This window comes from Schinkia azotoformans (assembly GCF_035811335.1).
GTDB classification, from domain to species: Bacteria; Bacillota; Bacilli; order Bacillales; family Bacillaceae_J; genus Schinkia; species Schinkia azotoformans.
The window spans coordinates 1-18671 of sequence record NZ_JARSMD010000029.1 but is presented as its reverse complement, the minus strand read 5'-3'; the positions used below and the strand labels follow the sequence as shown (position 1 = coordinate 18671).

The following is an 18671-nucleotide window of genomic DNA, read 5'->3' as shown; positions in this document are numbered from 1 at the left end:
CCCTATACTTTCTGAATAAGCCTCTTTCCTAAATTTCCTGCTAATAGCATTTTATTTTCAATAGACCATTTTATGGTTTCCAAATAAAACTTCATTTTATCAATTTGAATATCAGCTGGTAAAAATGGCTTAGCTATATCAGCGTATGTTGTTTTTGCAAAAGCAACATAATTTGGGGTTAATCTTTCATTATGAAAATAAGTATTATCGATTCTATCTTTCTCCCACCATAAATGGCTCCAAAGATGAATGCTGTAAATTTGCGATAAATCTTTTTGTTGCTTTAGAAATATATTTGTAATTCCTTGCTTGCTCCAGTCAAAATGAAAAAATGATCGCTCCGGTTCGACTTGAATTTCATTTGGATACTGTTGGCTTAGAAAATAAGGCAAAAAAGTGGAGTGATTGCTCCATGATCCATCAAACGCTTCATAAATCTGATCAAGCCATCTTCTCGCAAAGCTTGAATTTTTCTCTGACAAAATCCAAGCATTACATAATGATCCTCCTGCTTTTTCCGCAGACTTTTCACTCCAATTAACTCTTTCCTTTCCCATTATGAAGGATTTATCAAAAAATTCAGCAGGAAGCTTATTTACAAATAATGTATCTATATCGGCATAAACGCCACCATATTCCAAAAGAATTTCCAACCTTGTAATATCAGAAAGATGGGCATAGCGATATTTTTCAAGCTCTTTATTTTTATATTGATAGGAGCCAATAAAAGAATCCTCTTCTATTTGATTTAAGTTTAAATAAGGACGGATTCGATCCCACCATTTTCCATATGGCAAATGCTTGTAATGGAAATATATTTTTTCAGGTTTGTTGACTACTAGACAAGATACTAAGCACATGTAATACGCAAAATGAAAGGGTTCCTTTTGGGGACGCAAACCAAATACAAAATGAAAAATATTAGGCACCTTAGCCATTTGTAAATACCTCCATAAACTGTTTGACAATATGGGTTGAATTGTAATTTCGCATCATATAATCTCTTAATAATCCCCCTTTGTTTTTACGCTCCTGGCTATTTTCAAATAAATAGCGCATTTTCCTTTTGGCATCCTCCAGTATTACGTCTGCCCAATTTTGGTCAGCGCTATAGGAGGCCTTTCCATAGTTACAGTTGACAGGAATAAGACGATAATCGAACAAATAGGCATATTCCTTTGGTAAATAATCAATTACACCACCGTATGGAGTGATGGCGACTGCTTTTCCGAACCAAGCCGCTTCATAAGAACCCATTCCCCAGCCTTCTCCGCGGGTAAATGAAATAAAGCAATCTCCTCTTTTATGAAGATTAGCCATATCATCTTCGTTTAACTTATTGTCGATATGATAAATATTTCCATGTGGCTGATTGGAATGAACAGTCCTTTGAAAGGCTACTGATGCAGAACCTACCTCTTTTCGAAATAATCGTTGCCATCTCCTTCGATAATTCACCCAATCTTCCTTACCAGTCTTTAAAATTAGAGCCACATGATCCTTTTCTGTAAATTCCTCTGTAAAAGCCTGTAATAATAACCATGGGGCTTTCCTTTCACTCCAAACCCCAATGCTGTAAAACAGAAAACGATTACCTACTTCATCTAGAACAGATTGAAGCTCCTTGTTTGAAATGTTTGTTGAGCAATTCCCTTCAAATTCAGAGATATGCGGAAGAACTTCAATCCTAGTTTTCACTCCACATTTCCGAAAAATATTTTTATTCCAATGACTTGGAACAAAAATACCATCCATTTGATTAAGGAGTTCAGGCCAATGACCGGGGATTTTATCTGTCTCCCATGTTGTATATCCCCATACTTTGCAATTGGCATCATTAGCTTTTTCATGCTTAAACGAATATGGATAATATTCAGGTACTAGATGAATAATCACCAGTTGATAGTTTTTATCATTCTGTGGCAGTCCATTTCCATAATTGCCACCATGTTCAACATTACCTGGAATAATTTTCAAAAAAGTGACATCAATATTTTCCTTTTGAAGTGCTTTTACAAAATTAGCTGCAGACACTCCGTATCCAGTCGATTCATCAAATCCAATGTATTTAATCGAAAAACTCATAACTTTCTCTTCCTCTTTAAATAAGTCGTAAAGCCCATCATAATTCCTCTAAACCTAATTACCGCTAATTCCTTTTCGAAACCTTTATATAAGATACGTTTCTTTATGTGTACAATTGCAAATCCAATCAACATGATTAGTGACCAGATACTCAAGTATTTAGCTAAAACTGCTCCTGTTCCAATTGAATAGTGATATATTTTTTCTGAAATGATATTCCTATTTCCATTGGAACGTGGATGGGTAACAGCAATTACCTCGTTATAATAGATTTTTACCTTCTTGCGGCTAAATCCAGATAATCCAGCTCTTAGTATTAGTTCTAAGCCTTCTTCAGAGAAATAGGGGGAACCAGGCCCAAATTTATTACTAAAACCCCCAATTTGATTAAATATGTCTTTTTCAATATACATATTCGTTTCAAATACCTTGCCAAGAATTGTCCATTTTGTAAGAGTCGCCTGTTTTTTGGCCGACCTCCCAAATAATTGCCCCTCTATATCAACAACAGCGCCTAATATAATTTGGGGCTGCTGTTCACTAATTGTTTTTTTTAACTCCGAAATAGTGTGTAGATGATAGGCACAATCATCATCTGCAAATCCAAACCATTCCCCTAAGGCACAGCTAGCTCCATAATTTCTTGCTTTATTGGCATGCTTTTCGTTATATTTAAGATGCTTTATATTCAGCTGGTTTTGAAACCGATTGACAATCGGCACTAGTCGCATATCTTCGTTTTGATCTACAATAATTACTTCTATAGCGTCTTTATCATCTATTTTTTCAACGGAATTCAAGAAATTTTCTAACTCAACTTCCCTACCAATAGTTGCAACAATGATCGATAAAAATATTTTTTCAGACACATGAACCCACCTAGGAATAATTTTAATAGATTAATAGGCATTTTTACTTATTAATCCATTTATAAAGGTTTTAATAATGATCTTCAAATCAAATACAAACGTCCAATTTTCAATGTAAAAAATATCATAGATAATTCGCTTGCTAATAGAGGTATCTCCACGTAGGCCATTGACTTGGGCCCAACCTGTAATACCAGGTCGGACATGGTGCTTCACCATATACTTTGGTATTTGTTCCTTAAATTGTTCAACAAAATACGGTCGTTCCGGCCTAGGTCCAACAATGCTCATATCTCCTTTTAGTACATTAAAAAATTGAGGGAGCTCGTCTAGGCTCGTCTTTCGTAAAAACGCTCCAAATTTTGTCTTACGTGGATCATCCTTAGTTGTCCATTCTGTATTTGATGCTTCCGAGGTCTGTTGTTTCATTGACCGGAACTTATACATCATAAAAGGACGACGATTCTTCCCTATCCGCTCTTGTTTAAAAATTAGTGGACCCCTTGAGGTTAATTTAATAATGACTGCAATGATAGCCATGAGGGGGAATGTCCCTACTATTGCGAATATTGAAAATAATATATCGAATAATCGTTTCAGAATACTATTCCTTAATTCGTCTAACGGGATATCCCGAATGGTAACAAGTGGAATATCTCCGAGCATTTCAACATGGGGACGAGCCGGAAATATCGTATGTAAGCCTGGAATAATGAATAACCTCACTCCATTTTTTTCACAAATCTGAACAATATACTCATATTTCTCATATGCATGTAATGGAAGGGCAACGACAACTTCATCAACGATCCGCTCCTCTAAGATCAGAGAAAGGTCATTGATTTTTCCTATTATTTCAGTCATACCTCTATGATCCTTTTCATGTTCCTGCTTGAAGTCATCAAGAAAGCCTATTACCTCTAAACCTATTTGCGGATGATTCCTAACTTGATGATAATATTTTATCGCTAGCTCTCCTGCTCCAATAATTAATATAAACCGCTTATTGTACCCTCTTGCACGAAAATACTTCAATGTTAACTTAAGTAAAAAACGATACAATGTAACGACTAGAATAATATTTATAAAATAAAGGAAGAGAAAGCTTCGTGAAAAATCAATAACCCTAAAAACAAACAAAAAGCTTTGTAGACAAACAATACTTACAAAATGTACTTTAAAGATTGTAGAAAATTCTTTTAAAAAGGATAACCTTCTACTTTGCGATGAATAAAGCGTCATGAAATAAGAAACAAAAACAGAGAAAATACCGTAGACAATACTCCAAAATAGATATATTTCAAACGAAATGTGACCTCTATCGCCAACATTAAAAGCCATAAATTTTAGCCACCATGTACAAAGAAAAGCAATTTGAATGGCAATAAAATCACAACAATTGAATATTTTTATTATAAATTTTTCATTTCCTCTTATCATATGAATCACCTGTCATTAGAAACCAACTCTTATTCTACTCGAACATATGAAACTTCGTGCAACTCATTATAGTGAGCTTTAATCTCATCCCATGTTTCGCAGTAACGAACAATATCGTCCTCGCTTAATTCAGATCCAGACTGAACCTCAATAATTTCTAAATCCGTAATGGCTTTTATTCCGTGTTTAGTCCCAATTGGGATTACTAATACATCGCCATTCCCTACGATCATAAGCTCGTCATCTTTGATGAATTCTCCTGTTCCTTTTACAACAGTCCAAACCTCACTCCGTTTCAAGTGAATCTGATAGCTAATATTTTTTCCCTTCGCAATACAAAGCCGTTTCGTTATAACTTCATTTCCATCATCAAACTTGACATAATCTAGCACCTTATACCATCCCCAACGCCGTTCTTCATACATTGGACGATCATCAAAGCACTCTGTCATTGATTTAATATTTGAACTTTTTGCTTTACTTGAAACTAAGATCCCATCTGGACTCGCTGCTACTATTGCATCCGTTATACCTAATATAGCTATTGGAATATCCAACTCATTTATTAAATGGGTATTAACTGAATCCTGGGATACATTTCCTTTGCCAATAATCTTTGAATTCATTTCCTCTGTTAAGGTATTCCAGGTGCCAATGTCCTTCCAATCTTCTTCGTACGGAAGAGTGGCAATTTTATTCTCTTTTTCCACCACTGCATAATCAAAACTAGTACAAGGTATTTCATTATATTGTTTTAATAGTTCATTGTAATGAATAGGTAAATTGTTTTCTTGTAAAATAGATTGAAGATAACTTAACTTAAAAGCAAAGACACCACAATTCCATAATGCACCTTTCTCAATTAATCTTTCTGCAGTAGACTCATTTGGTTTCTCTATAAATTCAGAAGCTAGAAAAGGAATCGCAGAATCATTATGAAAAACTTTTTCAGGAATAATATATCCGTATTTGGTTGAAGAGTAGGTCGGCTTTACTCCCAATAATGCCAAGTTAGCATTTGAATGCAGTATAATGTCTTCCAATTCTTTCATTCTCTCAAAAAAACTATTTTCTACAAACGCATCAACGGGTAGAACTATGACTACCTCATCTGGACAGATTCCTTTCACTGAATATAAATAGGTAGACGCAAGAGCGATTGCGGCAAATGTATCTCGGCGTGAAGGTTCAATAACTAATGAATTAGGTCCTACCGACAATTGATTTTGTAAGATATCAACCTGCGATTTACTTGTGGCAATAATCGTTTGAGAAGCAAGACCTACATTAATTAACTGCCCCCACACCCTTTGCACCATTGAAATATTTTTTCCTTCTGAATCTTGGAGCACCTTTAAAAATTGTTTAGAACGAGTCTCATTGGACAAGGGCCATAAGCGTTTCCCTGAACCTCCAGAAAGTAAGACTACCTGCATAAAGTGGTCTCTCCTCTACTATTTATTAAACTCTACTAATTTTTGTTCGATAAATTGTTTCATTTCCGACCGAAATCTTTCTGCTGAAAACCTTGACACATGTTCACGTATCAAATAGGGGTTGAAGGTCCTATAAATCCCCTCAAACTGTCGTACAGCCTCAATTAGGGCTTCTTTTGTCTGTTTATAATAAAAAAGCCCCGTTATTCTTTCGGCATTGATCCCATTAACTGTCTCTAGGGCTCCACCTTTTCCAAATGCAATAACGGGTGTTCCACAAGCTTGCGCCTCCACAAGAGTAATCCCAAAATCCTCTTCTGCAGCAAAGACAAACGCCTTCGCCCGTTGCATATAAGTTTGTACAATGCTATTCGGCTGATAGCCTAAAAACTCAACATTTCCCCCGGCTTTCTCCCTTACTTTCTTATAAGTAGGTCCATCTCCAATTACGATTAGTTTCTTTTCATTCATTTCGGTAAACGCTTCTACAATTAAGTCCATCCTCTTATAAGGAACAAATCGGGAAACCGTTAAATAGAAATCTTCTTTCTTAGGATTGAATTCACATTTTTCGATAGACACCGGCGGATAAATAACATCTGATGTACGATTATATACCTTGTTAATTCTCCTGCTTATATATTCTGAATTGGCAACAAAATGATCTACTCCGTTTGCTGTTCGTACATCCCACATTCTTATATAATGAAGCAGCCATTTTGTGAAGATTCCTTTTATTCCTTTGTGAAGTCCAGACTGTATTAAATATTGATGTTGGAGATCCCATGCATATCGAATGGGCGAATGAATATATGAAATATGCAGCTGGTCTGGTCCAGTAATAACACCTTTTGCAACTGCATGAGAACTAGACAAAACGAGATCATAAGTTGACAAATCCAATTGTTCTACTGCGATTGGCATCAATGGCAAATAATTTCTATAAGACTTTTTTGCAAACGGAAGGTCTTGTAAAAAAGTTGTGTAAATGGAATGTCCTGCTAAGAAGCCTCTTTCTTTTTCTTCCATGAAATCGACTACCGTATAGATATCAGCTTGAGGAAACATCATTAGTAATTGTTCTAAAACACGTTCAGACCCAGAATTAATTGTTAACCAATCATGAACGATTGCGATTCTCATCATCTAGCACCTTCTTAACTGCATCAAAAATTTGTTTCACACAAGCCTGCCAACGAAAAGCCCTAGCCCGCTCTTTCCCCTTATCAATTAAGGTATTTCTCAACTTCTCGTCGCTCATTACTCTCTTAATTTGATCGGCTAAGCTATAGTAATCACTCGGGTCACAATAGAGAGCACTATCTCCACATATTTCTGGTAACGATGCAGCTGTAGATGTAATAACTGGACATCCCAAGCTCATCGCTTCGAGTGGCGGCAGACCAAAACCTTCATAAATGGAAGGATAGACAAAGCAGATTGCCTTTTCATAAAGGGCCCTTAATTCTGGTTCATCAACATATCCTGCATAAATAATGTTACGATTGATTTCTAACTTGGCAGGTTCAAAGATATTGTCATTTACGCCACCGGCTATAACCAAGTAAACATTTTGGTCCTTTAGAACATCTAATGCCGAGATCGTTAATTGAAAATTCTTCAATGGATTAAGCGTACTTACAGACAAAATATATTGTTTGTTATCTAGATTTAACTTACTGATAATATCCTCATTACTATTTACTCTTAATACATGTTCACACCCTAAATAACTTACTTTCACTTTTTCCTGTCTTAGTGGAAAAACCTCCATAAGTTCTTGTTTTGAAAAATTAGAGTTTGTAATGACTAGCTTCGAACTTCTCGTCAAAATATTAAATAATACCAAATACCAAATACGGAATAAGCTTGAGAATGCTTCAGGATGCCGTTTAATTGCTAGATCATGTATAGCAACAACTTGTCTCCAATTTAGAACTGGTCCTGTATTGCACAAATTAACCAGCAGTCCTTTAGCAGAATAAAACGGAAGTTCAAGCTGTTCCCATAGATGACCTGAAAGCTTCCCTACAATTTGAAGCTGAATATGCTTTACGTTTATTTCTCTTTTAATATTTTTTGGCGAAAGCATAATAAGTTGATACTCTTCTGTGTTTATAACTTTATTTTCAATTAATGAATCGAGTGCATACACGAACTCCTCTGCATATCTTTGTACTCCAGTTACAGCTTGTGTTAAAAATCTAGCATTAAAATAAATGGGGATTTTCATATTACATTCTCCGTCATTTTCCTTCTTGATACCTTTTTTACCCTTCCTTCTTCAATTTCGATGACGATATCACAATTTTCTATTGTCGTAAGACGATGAGCTATGATTATTAATGTTTTTTCACCTTTTAATTGATCAACTGCTGTTATTATTTCTTTTTCAGTTTCGTTATCCAATGCAGAAGTAGCCTCATCCATAAAAAGTATTTCAGGGTTATGGTACAGGGCACGCGCTATCCCAATACGCTGCCGTTGTCCACCAGAAAGTCGTACACCTTGCTCACCAATACTAGTCTCAAGCTGATCAGGTAACTGTTGAACAAATTCTTTTAATTGCGCAACCTCGAGAACCTTCCATACTTGTTCGCGATCAATGAATCGATCCTCTATTCCGAATGCTACATTTCGTAAAATTGTATCATCTGATAGATAAATAGTTTGTGGAATATAACCAACCTTCCTTTTCCAAATTGGAAGTACATCCTTGAGACTTTTCCCGTCGATATATATATTTCCTTGATCAGGCTGGTACAGACCTAGCATCAAATCAACGAGAGTCGTTTTACCGGAACCTGATTTTCCAATGATAGCAATGGACTGACCAACAGGAATGGTCAAAGAAATTCCATTAATACAAGGAATACCAGTTTGAATGTAAGAAAAAGAAATATTTTCTAAGTTTATTTCTTGAGAAAACCATTTTTCATGAAATGAGTTTATTTCTGTTGAATCTCCAGTTAAACACCTTTCAACTGTACTGTTCAAATCTTGATAGATGGCTTCTAAAGCGGAATAATGATAACGAATCGAAGAGAGAGCTCCCACTATTTTATTAGCAGATGGCATTAGGCGGAATGCTGCCATCGCAAATAACGCCATTGTAGTTAAAAGTGCATACATATTCTGCCCATTCATGAGGAGCAACATTACGATTACTAACAAAATAATGACAACCACTATCGTTTCAATAAACATTCTCGGGATATGATTTAGAACCCGAATATACCTGGACTCTTTCACGAATAAAGTACTATGAAGAGTGAATTGATCAAGAAAATATCGCTCTTTGCCATTTACCTTTACATCTTTGATTGCACCTAAACCTTGGTTAATCCATTTAATCATCTGTCCGGTTGCTTGCTGAACTACTCTTCCTTTTAGCTCCATTTTCTTTCTAAATACTCTTAAAAAAAGAGTTATACTTATAGTTAAAAGTATAGCCAAGGATAATGTTGGCAGTGGAGCAATGAATAATAGTAAACAAATAATTCCACACGAAATAATAGATTCAGAAATTAATAAAAAAACTGGAGTGAGAACACCGTTGAATAACCGTTCAACATCAATATTTATATTTCTTAGCATTTCAGAAGAATTTGTTTGTAGCTGAAATGAATAAGGCTTCTTTAAATATGTCTCAAATAAATGACGAGACATCTTCACTTGATTGTCATATAAAAGCTTATATTGGAACGAATAAAATAAAATAAGATAAATATTCTTTAGTAAATAAACAATCGCTAAAACAATGGCAAATACAATAATAAATGAGGTAGTTGAAGTAAGTTGCAGCACCCTATATAAATAATTTAATATTACATTTTCTGTAATAATTTCAGGTGTTGTTACTGCTCCGATGAAAGGAACTATAAATCCAATTCCAATGGTTTCAAGTACACCTGCAATTATCATTAAAAAAAGTAATAAGCCAAATTTCTTTTTATCCTTATGATCAAAAAGAACCTTTAATTTTGCTAAAATCTCCAGAAGTCTCACAACCTTTGCAAACCTAATATGAAACTGTTAAACATATGTGTATTCTTCATTCATCATTGATAAGGAAGCGTTAACTAGTTTTTTTACTAGAATGGGTTCTTGGGTTAATTGGTGGCATGCTAAGATAAATTCATCAGCTGTTTCGGCTGGAAGAAAGTGAACATATGGTGTTAAACCAAGCCCATGAACAGATTCATTTGTTGCAACTATCGGCCGTCCATACCACATTGCTTCTATAACCTTTAGCTTTGTTCCACCACCAGCATGCAGTGGTGAAATCACAATAGCAGCCTCGTTATAGACCGTTTCTAACGAACTTATATATCCATAAAAAATAACACCCTTTTGTTTTAGTAAAGCCTTTTTTAATCTTTCACTCGCACCATAACCAACAACATGCAACACCCACCGAGAATCCAATTTTCTTAATCTCGGGAGAACTTTGTCAATAAACCATAAAACAGCTTCTTCGTTTGGAAAATAACTGAGTGTACCCACAAATAATAGTTGAAATGGATTCTTAGGGGTTTCCAAAATATTAGGAACTCCATATAATCGATTGGGCAGCTTTTCGACAATGAGGGAAGGGAATTGCTTAGACAAAACTCTTTGGTCCTCATTGGAACAGATGTATACATGCTTAGTGTATGTCTCAAGACGTATTTCCTCTACTTTGAAAAAAAGACTTGAAATGAAATGAATGATTGCTTTTTTATATTGGGATTTTTTAAAAAATAGCTTAGCAATTTTTAAACGAGTAGTTGATTCGATATCATCTATATCAAGGTGGATTGTTTTTGTATTCATTATTTTTTTTAAGAATAATGCGTATTCCTTTAAATATAAGCGAAAACATAAAATCAAATCGAATTGCTGCTCTCGATATATTTCTTCAAGCTGATTCTTAGTTTCTCTAAAAAGTGGAAAGCAGCCAAACTTTAATGCTAACAGCTTTTTAATATCCTGGTTTACCAACATAAATTTAGAACGAGATGGGATTTTTACGAAATTGATATTATTCGCACCATTTAATAATAATTCTTTTTCCTCAATCTCTAGTTCTTTTTCTTTTATTATTAAAATACTAACTTCATATTGTTTAGAAAGTTTATGTACCCATTGATGTGCCCTTTTTTCTCGGCCGCCACCATTAGCATCCGGAATAACAGGAGAAATTAATAATATTTTTTCCATAATGTACTGTTTCTCCTAAATTCAAATTATCTTTTCAAAATGCCTTTAATAATACTTTTTATTTTGTTTAACCTTTCTATTTTCTCTACCCCATCAAATGAGTGGTGATCGAAATAGTAACGACGGCGAAAACTTGTTAATTCAAGTTCTGTCCTTTGGTCATAAGCATACTTATATGGAGCGTCATTTTTATAATAAGCATGTTCATTCAGTAGTTGAATATATTGTTGAAATAACGGCTGCATCAATTCCAACTTTTCATCTGTCATTCTATGAAGATGATGTGTTAATTGATTAGGAACTTTAGGGTCAAAACCGCTCAAATGAAAAAAGACCACTGGAATATCATTTACCCAGTAACGATTTTGGTAGTATGAAACGTCCCTTTGAAATAAATTCCAATGAGCAATATTAAATTCTGGATCATTCAAGCTTTTGAAATCAGCTAAATTGAGCTGAATAAGCATTGGTAGCAGCTTCTGATCACAAAACATTCGTCTTTCTAAATTGTCAAAACAATAGATTTCAAAACGACTAATTAACCAGCCTAGCATGGATAATGATCGTTCATGATGCCTAAACATCCAAAACCCACTATTATAAAGACCAACTTGAAGAAACTGTAAATCATCCGGCTGACCTCCATCTAAAGGGAGAGGTTCTGTAATATGAGGTGTAAAACTAAACAAACACTCATCAAGTAATTGCTCCACTTTTTCAAAAGATCCTGTCACAAATATGTCAGCATCTAAGTAAATTACCTTTTGTTCAGGATATTGGGTCATTAAATGTTTTATTAAGGATGGCCGCACTGCATTGCACATCTCAAAAGCATTGTAGTAAATAACCATATGTTCTATATTATTTATATTAAGTTCATCTAAAAATAAACATGTAAACGGCATTTGCGCATAAAATGGATTTGAACGTTCTCCATCAATAATAAGTGCATAAAACGGTGCAACATGATTGTGCTTTATTAAGGATTTATACAAAGTCATTGCTTGCGGTACATAATTTTGAGTAATAACCGTACAAAATGCTAATTTTCCCATTCTTCCTCTCCTAACCACACTACTTCTATACTATATAACTATCTTCTGAACAAATTCTGAACAATTCTCCTGTAAAAAGCCAGCATTTCTGCTGGCCTCATATTCTATCAAACATATATTTTCGGTTTTCCCTACTTGCTTACTGGGTTACTGGTAAAGATACAATATAGCCTATATATTTTTTTATTATTAACTGAGCATCTTTATCATCTACTATACCATCTAGATTTACATCTAATGCAGCCTGTTGCATAGGTGTTAATTGACTTTTTCCGGCTATATCTTGATATACTATTAATGCATCCGCAGGTGTAATCAGACCATCACCGTTGCCATCTCCAAATAGATACGCAACAGGATTGACCGTTAGCGTAGCTATATTCGATGTTGTATTTCCTGCCTCATTAGTCACCACCACTGTATAGCCTCCAGCATCCTCTGCTTGTACATTTCTGATGTTCAACGTTGCAGTCGTTGCTCCGCTAATATTACCACCGTCTATTAGGTCATTTCCATTCTTTTTCCACTGATAGCTTAACGGTGCATCTCCAGTTGCCACTACTGTGAAAGTTGCATTTTCCCAAGCTGTCATCGTTTGGTCCGTCGGTTGGGTGTCAATACTTGGTGGTGCAGCCGTAGCCGTGTAGCTTTCACTCCATACGCGGCTTTCGATCCAACCTTCCTTTTTCGCGATTGCTTTCACAGTCATTGTTTGGTTAATCTGGATTGGTCCACTATAAACAGTGCTGCTTGTCGTCGGTATACTCCCATCCGTTGTGTAGTAAATAATGGCCCCCTGCGACTTTGAAGCCAAAGTGAGCATCGTTCCCTTTGGTACATCACCTCCAGGTATACTTGCCTGAGGTCGATAGGTACGTAGACTCGGTTCGAGCACTTCTGTACTATTCATAGGACCATAATTTCCTGCACCACCTGCAATAAGTATGGTCTTTCCATTTAGGAAAGCTGAGGATGTATGGCCAAGTCGACCGTTTTTCGTGGATGAGCTGTCCAAAGTCCAACTATTCGTTTCCGAATCATAAACAGCTACAGAAGTAAGTGGCATATAGTTAGGGTCAAATCCGCCTGTTACATAAACTCTTCCATCCTCCGCTGTAGCCGCAGCCATGACATATCTAAATGTAGGCAAACTAGGCCCTGCTGACCAACTATTGAGAGCAGGATCATAGATCTCGGTACTTTTAGACATGCCCCCATTTACCATTCCGCCGATCACCATCACTCTCCCGTCATCCAATAACACGGCGCTATGTTCCTTTCTGGTTGCTCCCATGTCCGGACCGGATGACCAAGTGTTAGTTATTGGATCATAAATCTCGGTTGAGTTCAAATCGCCATCATCATTCCCACCTCCGGCCACGATAACCTTACCGCTTGGCAAGGTAACAGCTGCATGACTAGCCCGATGTACAGACATTGCTGCACTTTGCACCCATGTGTTGGTTTCAGGATTATAAGTCTCGGTTGAGTTTAAGACACCGACATCGAAAGAGTTACCCCCTATCACTAAAATCTTTCCGTCTGATAGCCTAACAGCCGCATGGGAAAAGCGTGCCTTATTCATACTGGCTGCCGCGCTCCATGTATTTGTAGTTAGGTTATAAATCGTAGTAGAAGCGTGATGATTCATACCATCATTTCCGCCAGTAATGAAGATCCTATGATCATCTAACGGGGCGGAAGCTAAGAGTTGGCGTGCCACATTCATACTTGCTTTATTCTGCCAAGCAGGTGATGCAGCACTTGCATTCATAGGAAAATTGATCGAAATAACTATCATTACAATAATCATAAACAAACTAGCAAACTTATTCTTTCTCACTCTCATTTCTCCTTTTCAATCAATCCATTTTGCAGTTTAAATAATATAATACATCTTATTACTGAACATTTTCTGAACTTTTAGATTAAAAAAACAAAAAAATCCAACCTACTACCTAGATCGGATTTATCCAAATAATTATTTCAAGTATTTTTGAACGAGTCTTTTTGTTTCGTTATTCGGTATTTCCCCTAACTCACTCCACAGTATCTCCTGCAAATCTTTATATAAGCCTACAGCTTTTTTTATCTCATTATCATTTATAAAAAATTTGATTAATTCTTGATAATACTTTTCCACAAAAGGTTCAAGTTCAATAAGAGCTTCTAGAGCATCACCCCATTGTTTAGGCTTAATCTTCTCTTCATTATACTTATTTACATAATGTTCTAAAAATTGCTTACATTCTTGATCTATTTGCTGCTTTCGAGCAAATGACCATTGATAATCCTCATATCCAAGAAACCCTTTTTTAACAACTTCTAAAATATCCAAAAGAGTTCTATCATCGAATGATTTTTTCTCAATGATTTGAATAAGGGATTCCAGATCATTCAAAATATTAATGTTCATGGAATACCGTTCATCCACAAATGAAATTGGATTCTTATAGGCATGAGATTTTAATATTTTCCGCAATTGATAGACCGTGGTGTGTAATAGTGCACCAGCCTTTTCAAGCGGAACATCCGGCCATAAGTCTTCAATAATTTGCATTCGATGAATTGGATTCCCATGATGTAATAAATAAGCACATAATTCCTTTACCTTCTTTGTCCTCCATTTAATTACTTGTCCATTGTTATCATATAATATAAAATTCCCAATGAGCTGTGCATGTAATGTCGGGTTTTCCTGTAATTCAGGTAAATCAATTTTTCTTCTTTTCATTATTTTATGCAAGGTTCTCTTTAATCTTTCTTTATCTGTTGGTTTTAATAAATAGTCAACTGCATGAACACGAAAAGCTTCAAGGGCATAATGATCATAGGCCGTAACAAATACAATATCGATCGAGTCGTCAATTATTGCAATTCGTTCAGCAATCTCTATACCATTTAGACTTGGCATTTCAATATCTAAAAAAACAACGTCAGGTTTCAGATCCTTAAAACTTTCTAAGCCTTCTTCAAACCAAGTATACTTCCCAATGATTTGGACACCGTCTATTTCTTCAATAAATTTTTCTAATAATGTAATCGCTAATATTTCGTCATCTATTATGAGTACTCTTAACATTTACATCTTCCTTTTCAGTCGCTGTCATATAAGGAATAATAACCATAACAGTGGTTCCTTTATGTTCTTCACTTTCAATTGAAAAAGTTGCACCGCTATATTTCTTAATTCTATTTACAATATTTAATAAACCTACTCCACTGTTTTCATTTTGCTTTTGGGTAAGGATTTGATTTATTTTTTCTTGGCCTATTCCTATACCGTTATCTGTCACCTTTATCGTAACGGTATCTTTGTTTTTTCTAATATATAAGGAGACTTGCCCACCATTTCTTCTTCCACCTATGCCATGCCTAATCGCATTTTCGACAAGGGGCTGTATCAATAGTGGCGGTATTAAACAATCAAAATCAATGTTCCTATCGATCACAAAGTCGAATTTTTCCGGAAATCTGGCCTTCTCAATTTCGACGTAAGATTTTACCAATGAAATTTCATTGTGGATGGGGATAAGACTCTTTGTGTTGGTAAAAACAAAACTCCCCCGCAAAAAAGTGGCAAAATTTGTTATTAATGCTCTTGCCTTCTGGATGTCCAAATAACTCAATGACAAAATAGAATTTAAAACATTATAGATAAAATGTGGTTTAATTTGTGCTTGCAAATAGGCCATTTCTATCGCTGTTGCTGCCAAAGCTGTATCCTTCATTAAAATTAAGTTTTTCATTCTCGTTTTTAGCTCATTTAATTCAATTGGTTTGTGTAAAAAATCATTGGCGCCAGCTTGAAATCCAGCAACCATGTCTTCTGCCAAAATAGCTGCTGTTAGCATTAACACCGGTAATTCAGTCAAAGAATACTTCTCCCTTATTTTTTTGCATACTTCAAACCCATTTAATCCAGGCATCATAATATCTAGGAGAATTAAATCGATATCAGGGTGCTGTTCTAATTGAGTGAATGCATCTTTTCCATTGTCAACTGCGATAATATAATAATTTTCAGAATTAAGAGCCTCTATTAAGACTCTTAGGTTTGAATGATTATCATCTACAATCATTATTTTTTTACCTTCGGGATCACCAATAATATACGGAACTGTAAATTTTTGCATACCCTCAAGTCCTTTATAGTGCCATTCTTCAATAGTACTAACCGCTTCAATATTTCTTTCTACAGCAGGCAGGCTAAAGCTGAACGTTGATCCTTCCCCTATAGTGGATCTAACCCAAATCTGCCCCCCTTGAAGTTCTACAAGTTGTTTTGTAATACTTAAACCAAGCCCAACACTCTGGTATTCTGTATTTGAATCCCCCACCTGCTCAAAAGCATGAAAGACTTTGTTAATATCCGCGGAGGCAATTCCTCTCCCTGTGTCTCTAATCGATATGATAATTTTACCATTACTTTCCTGTGCCGCTAATTCTATCGTGCCCTGGTCAGTGTATTTAATCGCGTTATCAATTAAATTATATAATATTTGCCTTAAACGATTTTCATCCGCCTGAACAAATGAAATATCTCGTGATATTGAGTTTATGATCTTAATATCTTTTTGCAGCATATAGGAAAATACCTCCATTACTACAAAAATAGTAGAGTACAAATCAACAGGTTTGATCTCTAAATTTAATTCTTTCCTTTTTAATTTTGTTAAATCCAATACATCATTCACCAGGCTTGAAAGACGTTTCGCTTTATCTATAACAAAGTTAATTTTTTCCTGCTGTTGGGTTGTAAGGTTAGAATTAGTTGGATTTAGTATAGATTGTAAGATTGCAATCATTCCATGAAGAGGAGTCTTAAATTCATGTGATGTTTTCGCAAGAAACTCATCCTTAAATTTATCTACCTGAAGCAGCTGTTCAGATAATTCCTCATTTTTCCGATAGGTATCCGCAAACCGGTGTGCCATAAACAAAGATAGCATTAAGAGATAGGTGAACGGTAAAATTGGAGGCAAAATATCAAGGGCAATATTCCCCATCACATTTAACGTCCCAACAATAAAATACATGATAAGTGTAACTGAGCCAATAAATAAGTAGAAAGCACCTGTTGTTTTGGCAAAAATCGCTTTGATCTGCACATATAAAACATAAAGAATCACAGCTAAAAAATACAGAGAATAAAGCGATTGGAATTGCGAATTAATTTGAACTGGTAACAAAACCAATAAACTACATATCATCCCTATGATGGCTAATACTTGTGCGAATTTTTTATTAGAATGTGAACGAAGTATGGTATGAAAATAAGCCAATAAAAATAAGCTAATTAAATTTGAAGAGCATTGCAATTTTACAAAAATTTCATATGGGATCATTGGAAATAAGCTATGTAAAACCTTCTCCCCATGGGTTAATGAATATAAAACAACAGAAAAACAAAAAAGTGAAAAATATAACAAACTCTTATCTCTGCGAAAATGCAAATAAAATCCTAAAAAATAAATACCTACCATAAAAAAGGCGGCAATCGTGACCCAATCATACATCAAAGCATTCTGGCGCAGTTCAAGAATGTTTTGCTCATCTCCCAGATATAATGAGCTAATGATTCCTCCCCCATATGCGTAATGATAATTGGTGACATGCACTATAATTTCAATATAACCTTTCGTGTTTTCAAAAAAGGAAACATACGGAGTATTGGCTGGCCTATATGATGGGCTTTCTCCAGGCATTCCACTTCCGCCAATTTTCTCTCCATTCACATAAAGGGCATTTGACATACGAATATTAGATGTTTTTATACCTAGTAAATTTTCATCTGCGGGTAGTTTGACAAGTAGCCGATAGGTTGCATTTGTAAATTTCGGAACAGACTGATTATCTATGTGGTACTTTGTCCAAAGTGAAGGCACTTGAACATAGGCCGAAGCTTTTCTTTCTAAAAAATAACTCGAATCAACTAACTTCCCAGGCACAAATTCCCACTCTCCGTCGAGCCTAACTGGACCATTTTGAGCAAAATCGTATTCTTGCAGATTTAGAATCCCATGCTTTGCTACATTTTCAGTTGATTTACTTGGAGTAATATATGATGTGAATATTAAACCGATAATGATAAAAAGAATTAGTGTTGTGGTTATTTTAAGTTTCACTGTCGTTACCTCTACAAAATTTTCAACTTAGGATGAATTTATTATATCAGATTCAAAAGAAATGATATTTTTATTTTTTTCTCCCCAACAACGTCAACACCTGCGGAAAGGCATGCTATCACAATAGCATAAAGTAGGGAAACCTCTTTCAAGGCTTCCCCCTTATCAAACCGTACGTGCCCTATTAAGGCATACGGCTTACCCATATGTTATAATGTTTATCAAGAGGATGCATTCCAAGCATTTTGCATCTTTTGGAGTCGGTGAGGAGTGTAGTATTCCTCGCCTTTTGCTTTTGTTCGACTAATTTTGTTCTTTAAATTCCTTTTGGCTTTTCTAGTCATGTCGGTCAAATATTGTTCCTTGGTATATCCATATGCTTTGTTTAGATAGAGCCAGTAAGAAGGAATTAGTTTAATACTTAGGAAGAATGCATTATTCCATTTACTATTCATT

At 35.3% G+C, this 18671-nt stretch carries 13 protein-coding genes and 1 pseudogene; all 14 read right to left on the bottom strand.

Going from position 1 to position 18671, the window contains the following annotated elements:
- Nucleotides 1-2: 2 nt before the first annotated feature.
- Nucleotides 3-938, bottom strand: a complete 936-nt coding sequence (locus P9E47_RS18295) for a capsular polysaccharide synthesis protein (RefSeq protein ID WP_003332351.1) — start codon at nucleotides 936-938, stop codon at nucleotides 3-5.
- A complete protein-coding gene (locus tag P9E47_RS18290) occupies nucleotides 931-2085 on the bottom strand; it encodes a glycosyltransferase family protein (protein ID WP_326164278.1) in 1155 nt (384 codons plus the stop codon). Before P9E47_RS18290 ends, P9E47_RS18295 begins: the two co-directional genes overlap by 8 nt.
- The gene (locus tag P9E47_RS18285; RefSeq protein WP_003332349.1) at nucleotides 2082-2954 is read right to left on the bottom strand and encodes a glycosyltransferase family 2 protein; all 873 of its coding nucleotides are present in this window, start codon (nucleotides 2952-2954) and stop codon (nucleotides 2082-2084) included. Before P9E47_RS18285 ends, P9E47_RS18290 begins: the two co-directional genes overlap by 4 nt.
- A 30-nt stretch (nucleotides 2955-2984) precedes the next feature.
- A complete protein-coding gene (locus tag P9E47_RS18280) occupies nucleotides 2985-4394 on the bottom strand; it encodes an undecaprenyl-phosphate glucose phosphotransferase (protein ID WP_003332347.1) in 1410 nt (469 codons plus the stop codon).
- 29 nt (nucleotides 4395-4423) lie between these two features.
- Nucleotides 4424-5830: a sugar phosphate nucleotidyltransferase gene (locus tag P9E47_RS18275; RefSeq protein ID WP_003332346.1), complete on the bottom strand. Its 1407-nt coding sequence runs from the start codon at nucleotides 5828-5830 to the stop codon at nucleotides 4424-4426.
- Between the two features lie 18 nt (nucleotides 5831-5848).
- Complete coding sequence (locus P9E47_RS18270; RefSeq protein ID WP_003332345.1) at nucleotides 5849-6973, bottom strand: glycosyltransferase family 4 protein; 1125 nt, start codon at nucleotides 6971-6973, stop codon at nucleotides 5849-5851.
- The gene (locus P9E47_RS18265) at nucleotides 6951-8063 is read right to left on the bottom strand and encodes a glycosyltransferase family 4 protein (RefSeq protein WP_003332344.1); all 1113 of its coding nucleotides are present in this window, start codon (nucleotides 8061-8063) and stop codon (nucleotides 6951-6953) included. The genes P9E47_RS18270 and P9E47_RS18265 overlap by 23 nt, the downstream gene beginning before the upstream one ends.
- Nucleotides 8060-9838, bottom strand: a complete 1779-nt coding sequence (locus tag P9E47_RS18260) for an ABC transporter ATP-binding protein (RefSeq protein ID WP_003332343.1) — start codon at nucleotides 9836-9838, stop codon at nucleotides 8060-8062. Before P9E47_RS18260 ends, P9E47_RS18265 begins: the two co-directional genes overlap by 4 nt.
- A 27-nt stretch (nucleotides 9839-9865) precedes the next feature.
- Complete coding sequence (locus tag P9E47_RS18255; RefSeq protein WP_003332342.1) at nucleotides 9866-11032, bottom strand: glycosyltransferase; 1167 nt, start codon at nucleotides 11030-11032, stop codon at nucleotides 9866-9868.
- A gap of 26 nt (nucleotides 11033-11058) precedes the next feature.
- Complete coding sequence (locus P9E47_RS18250) at nucleotides 11059-12087, bottom strand: glycosyltransferase (RefSeq protein WP_326164276.1); 1029 nt, start codon at nucleotides 12085-12087, stop codon at nucleotides 11059-11061.
- A 139-nt stretch (nucleotides 12088-12226) separates the two neighbouring features.
- Nucleotides 12227-13930: a Kelch repeat-containing protein gene (locus tag P9E47_RS18245; RefSeq protein ID WP_003332340.1), complete on the bottom strand. Its 1704-nt coding sequence runs from the start codon at nucleotides 13928-13930 to the stop codon at nucleotides 12227-12229.
- 138 nt (nucleotides 13931-14068) lie between these two features.
- Nucleotides 14069-15169 carry a response regulator gene (locus P9E47_RS18240; protein ID WP_003332339.1) on the bottom strand — a complete coding sequence of 367 codons (1101 nt, stop codon included), beginning with the start codon at nucleotides 15167-15169 and terminating at the stop codon, nucleotides 14069-14071.
- A complete protein-coding gene (locus P9E47_RS18235) occupies nucleotides 15144-18215 on the bottom strand; it encodes a hybrid sensor histidine kinase/response regulator (protein ID WP_003332338.1) in 3072 nt (1023 codons plus the stop codon). Before P9E47_RS18235 ends, P9E47_RS18240 begins: the two co-directional genes overlap by 26 nt.
- 221 nt (nucleotides 18216-18436) lie before the next feature.
- Nucleotides 18437-18671 (bottom strand): annotated as a pseudogene (locus P9E47_RS18230) (group II intron reverse transcriptase/maturase); the annotation flags it as partial.

What these genes read in the sequence shown, in the direction of transcription:
- P9E47_RS18295 (WP_003332351.1), bottom strand. Translation starts at nt 938, where the DNA reads ATGGCTAAGGTGCCTAATATTTTTCATTTTGTATTTGGTTTGCGTCCC.
- P9E47_RS18290 (WP_326164278.1), bottom strand. Translation starts at nt 2,085, where the DNA reads ATGAGTTTTTCGATTAAATACATTGGATTTGATGAATCGACTGGATAC.
- P9E47_RS18280 (WP_003332347.1), bottom strand. Translation starts at nt 4,394, where the DNA reads ATGATAAGAGGAAATGAAAAATTTATAATAAAAATATTCAATTGTTGT.
- P9E47_RS18275 (WP_003332346.1), bottom strand. Translation starts at nt 5,830, where the DNA reads ATGCAGGTAGTCTTACTTTCTGGAGGTTCAGGGAAACGCTTATGGCCC.
- P9E47_RS18270 (WP_003332345.1), bottom strand. Translation starts at nt 6,973, where the DNA reads ATGAGAATCGCAATCGTTCATGATTGGTTAACAATTAATTCTGGGTCT.
- P9E47_RS18265 (WP_003332344.1), bottom strand. Translation starts at nt 8,063, where the DNA reads ATGAAAATCCCCATTTATTTTAATGCTAGATTTTTAACACAAGCTGTA.
- P9E47_RS18255 (WP_003332342.1), bottom strand. Translation starts at nt 11,032, where the DNA reads ATGGAAAAAATATTATTAATTTCTCCTGTTATTCCGGATGCTAATGGT.
- P9E47_RS18250 (WP_326164276.1), bottom strand. Translation starts at nt 12,087, where the DNA reads ATGGGAAAATTAGCATTTTGTACGGTTATTACTCAAAATTATGTACCG.
- P9E47_RS18240 (WP_003332339.1), bottom strand. Translation starts at nt 15,169, where the DNA reads ATGTTAAGAGTACTCATAATAGATGACGAAATATTAGCGATTACATTA.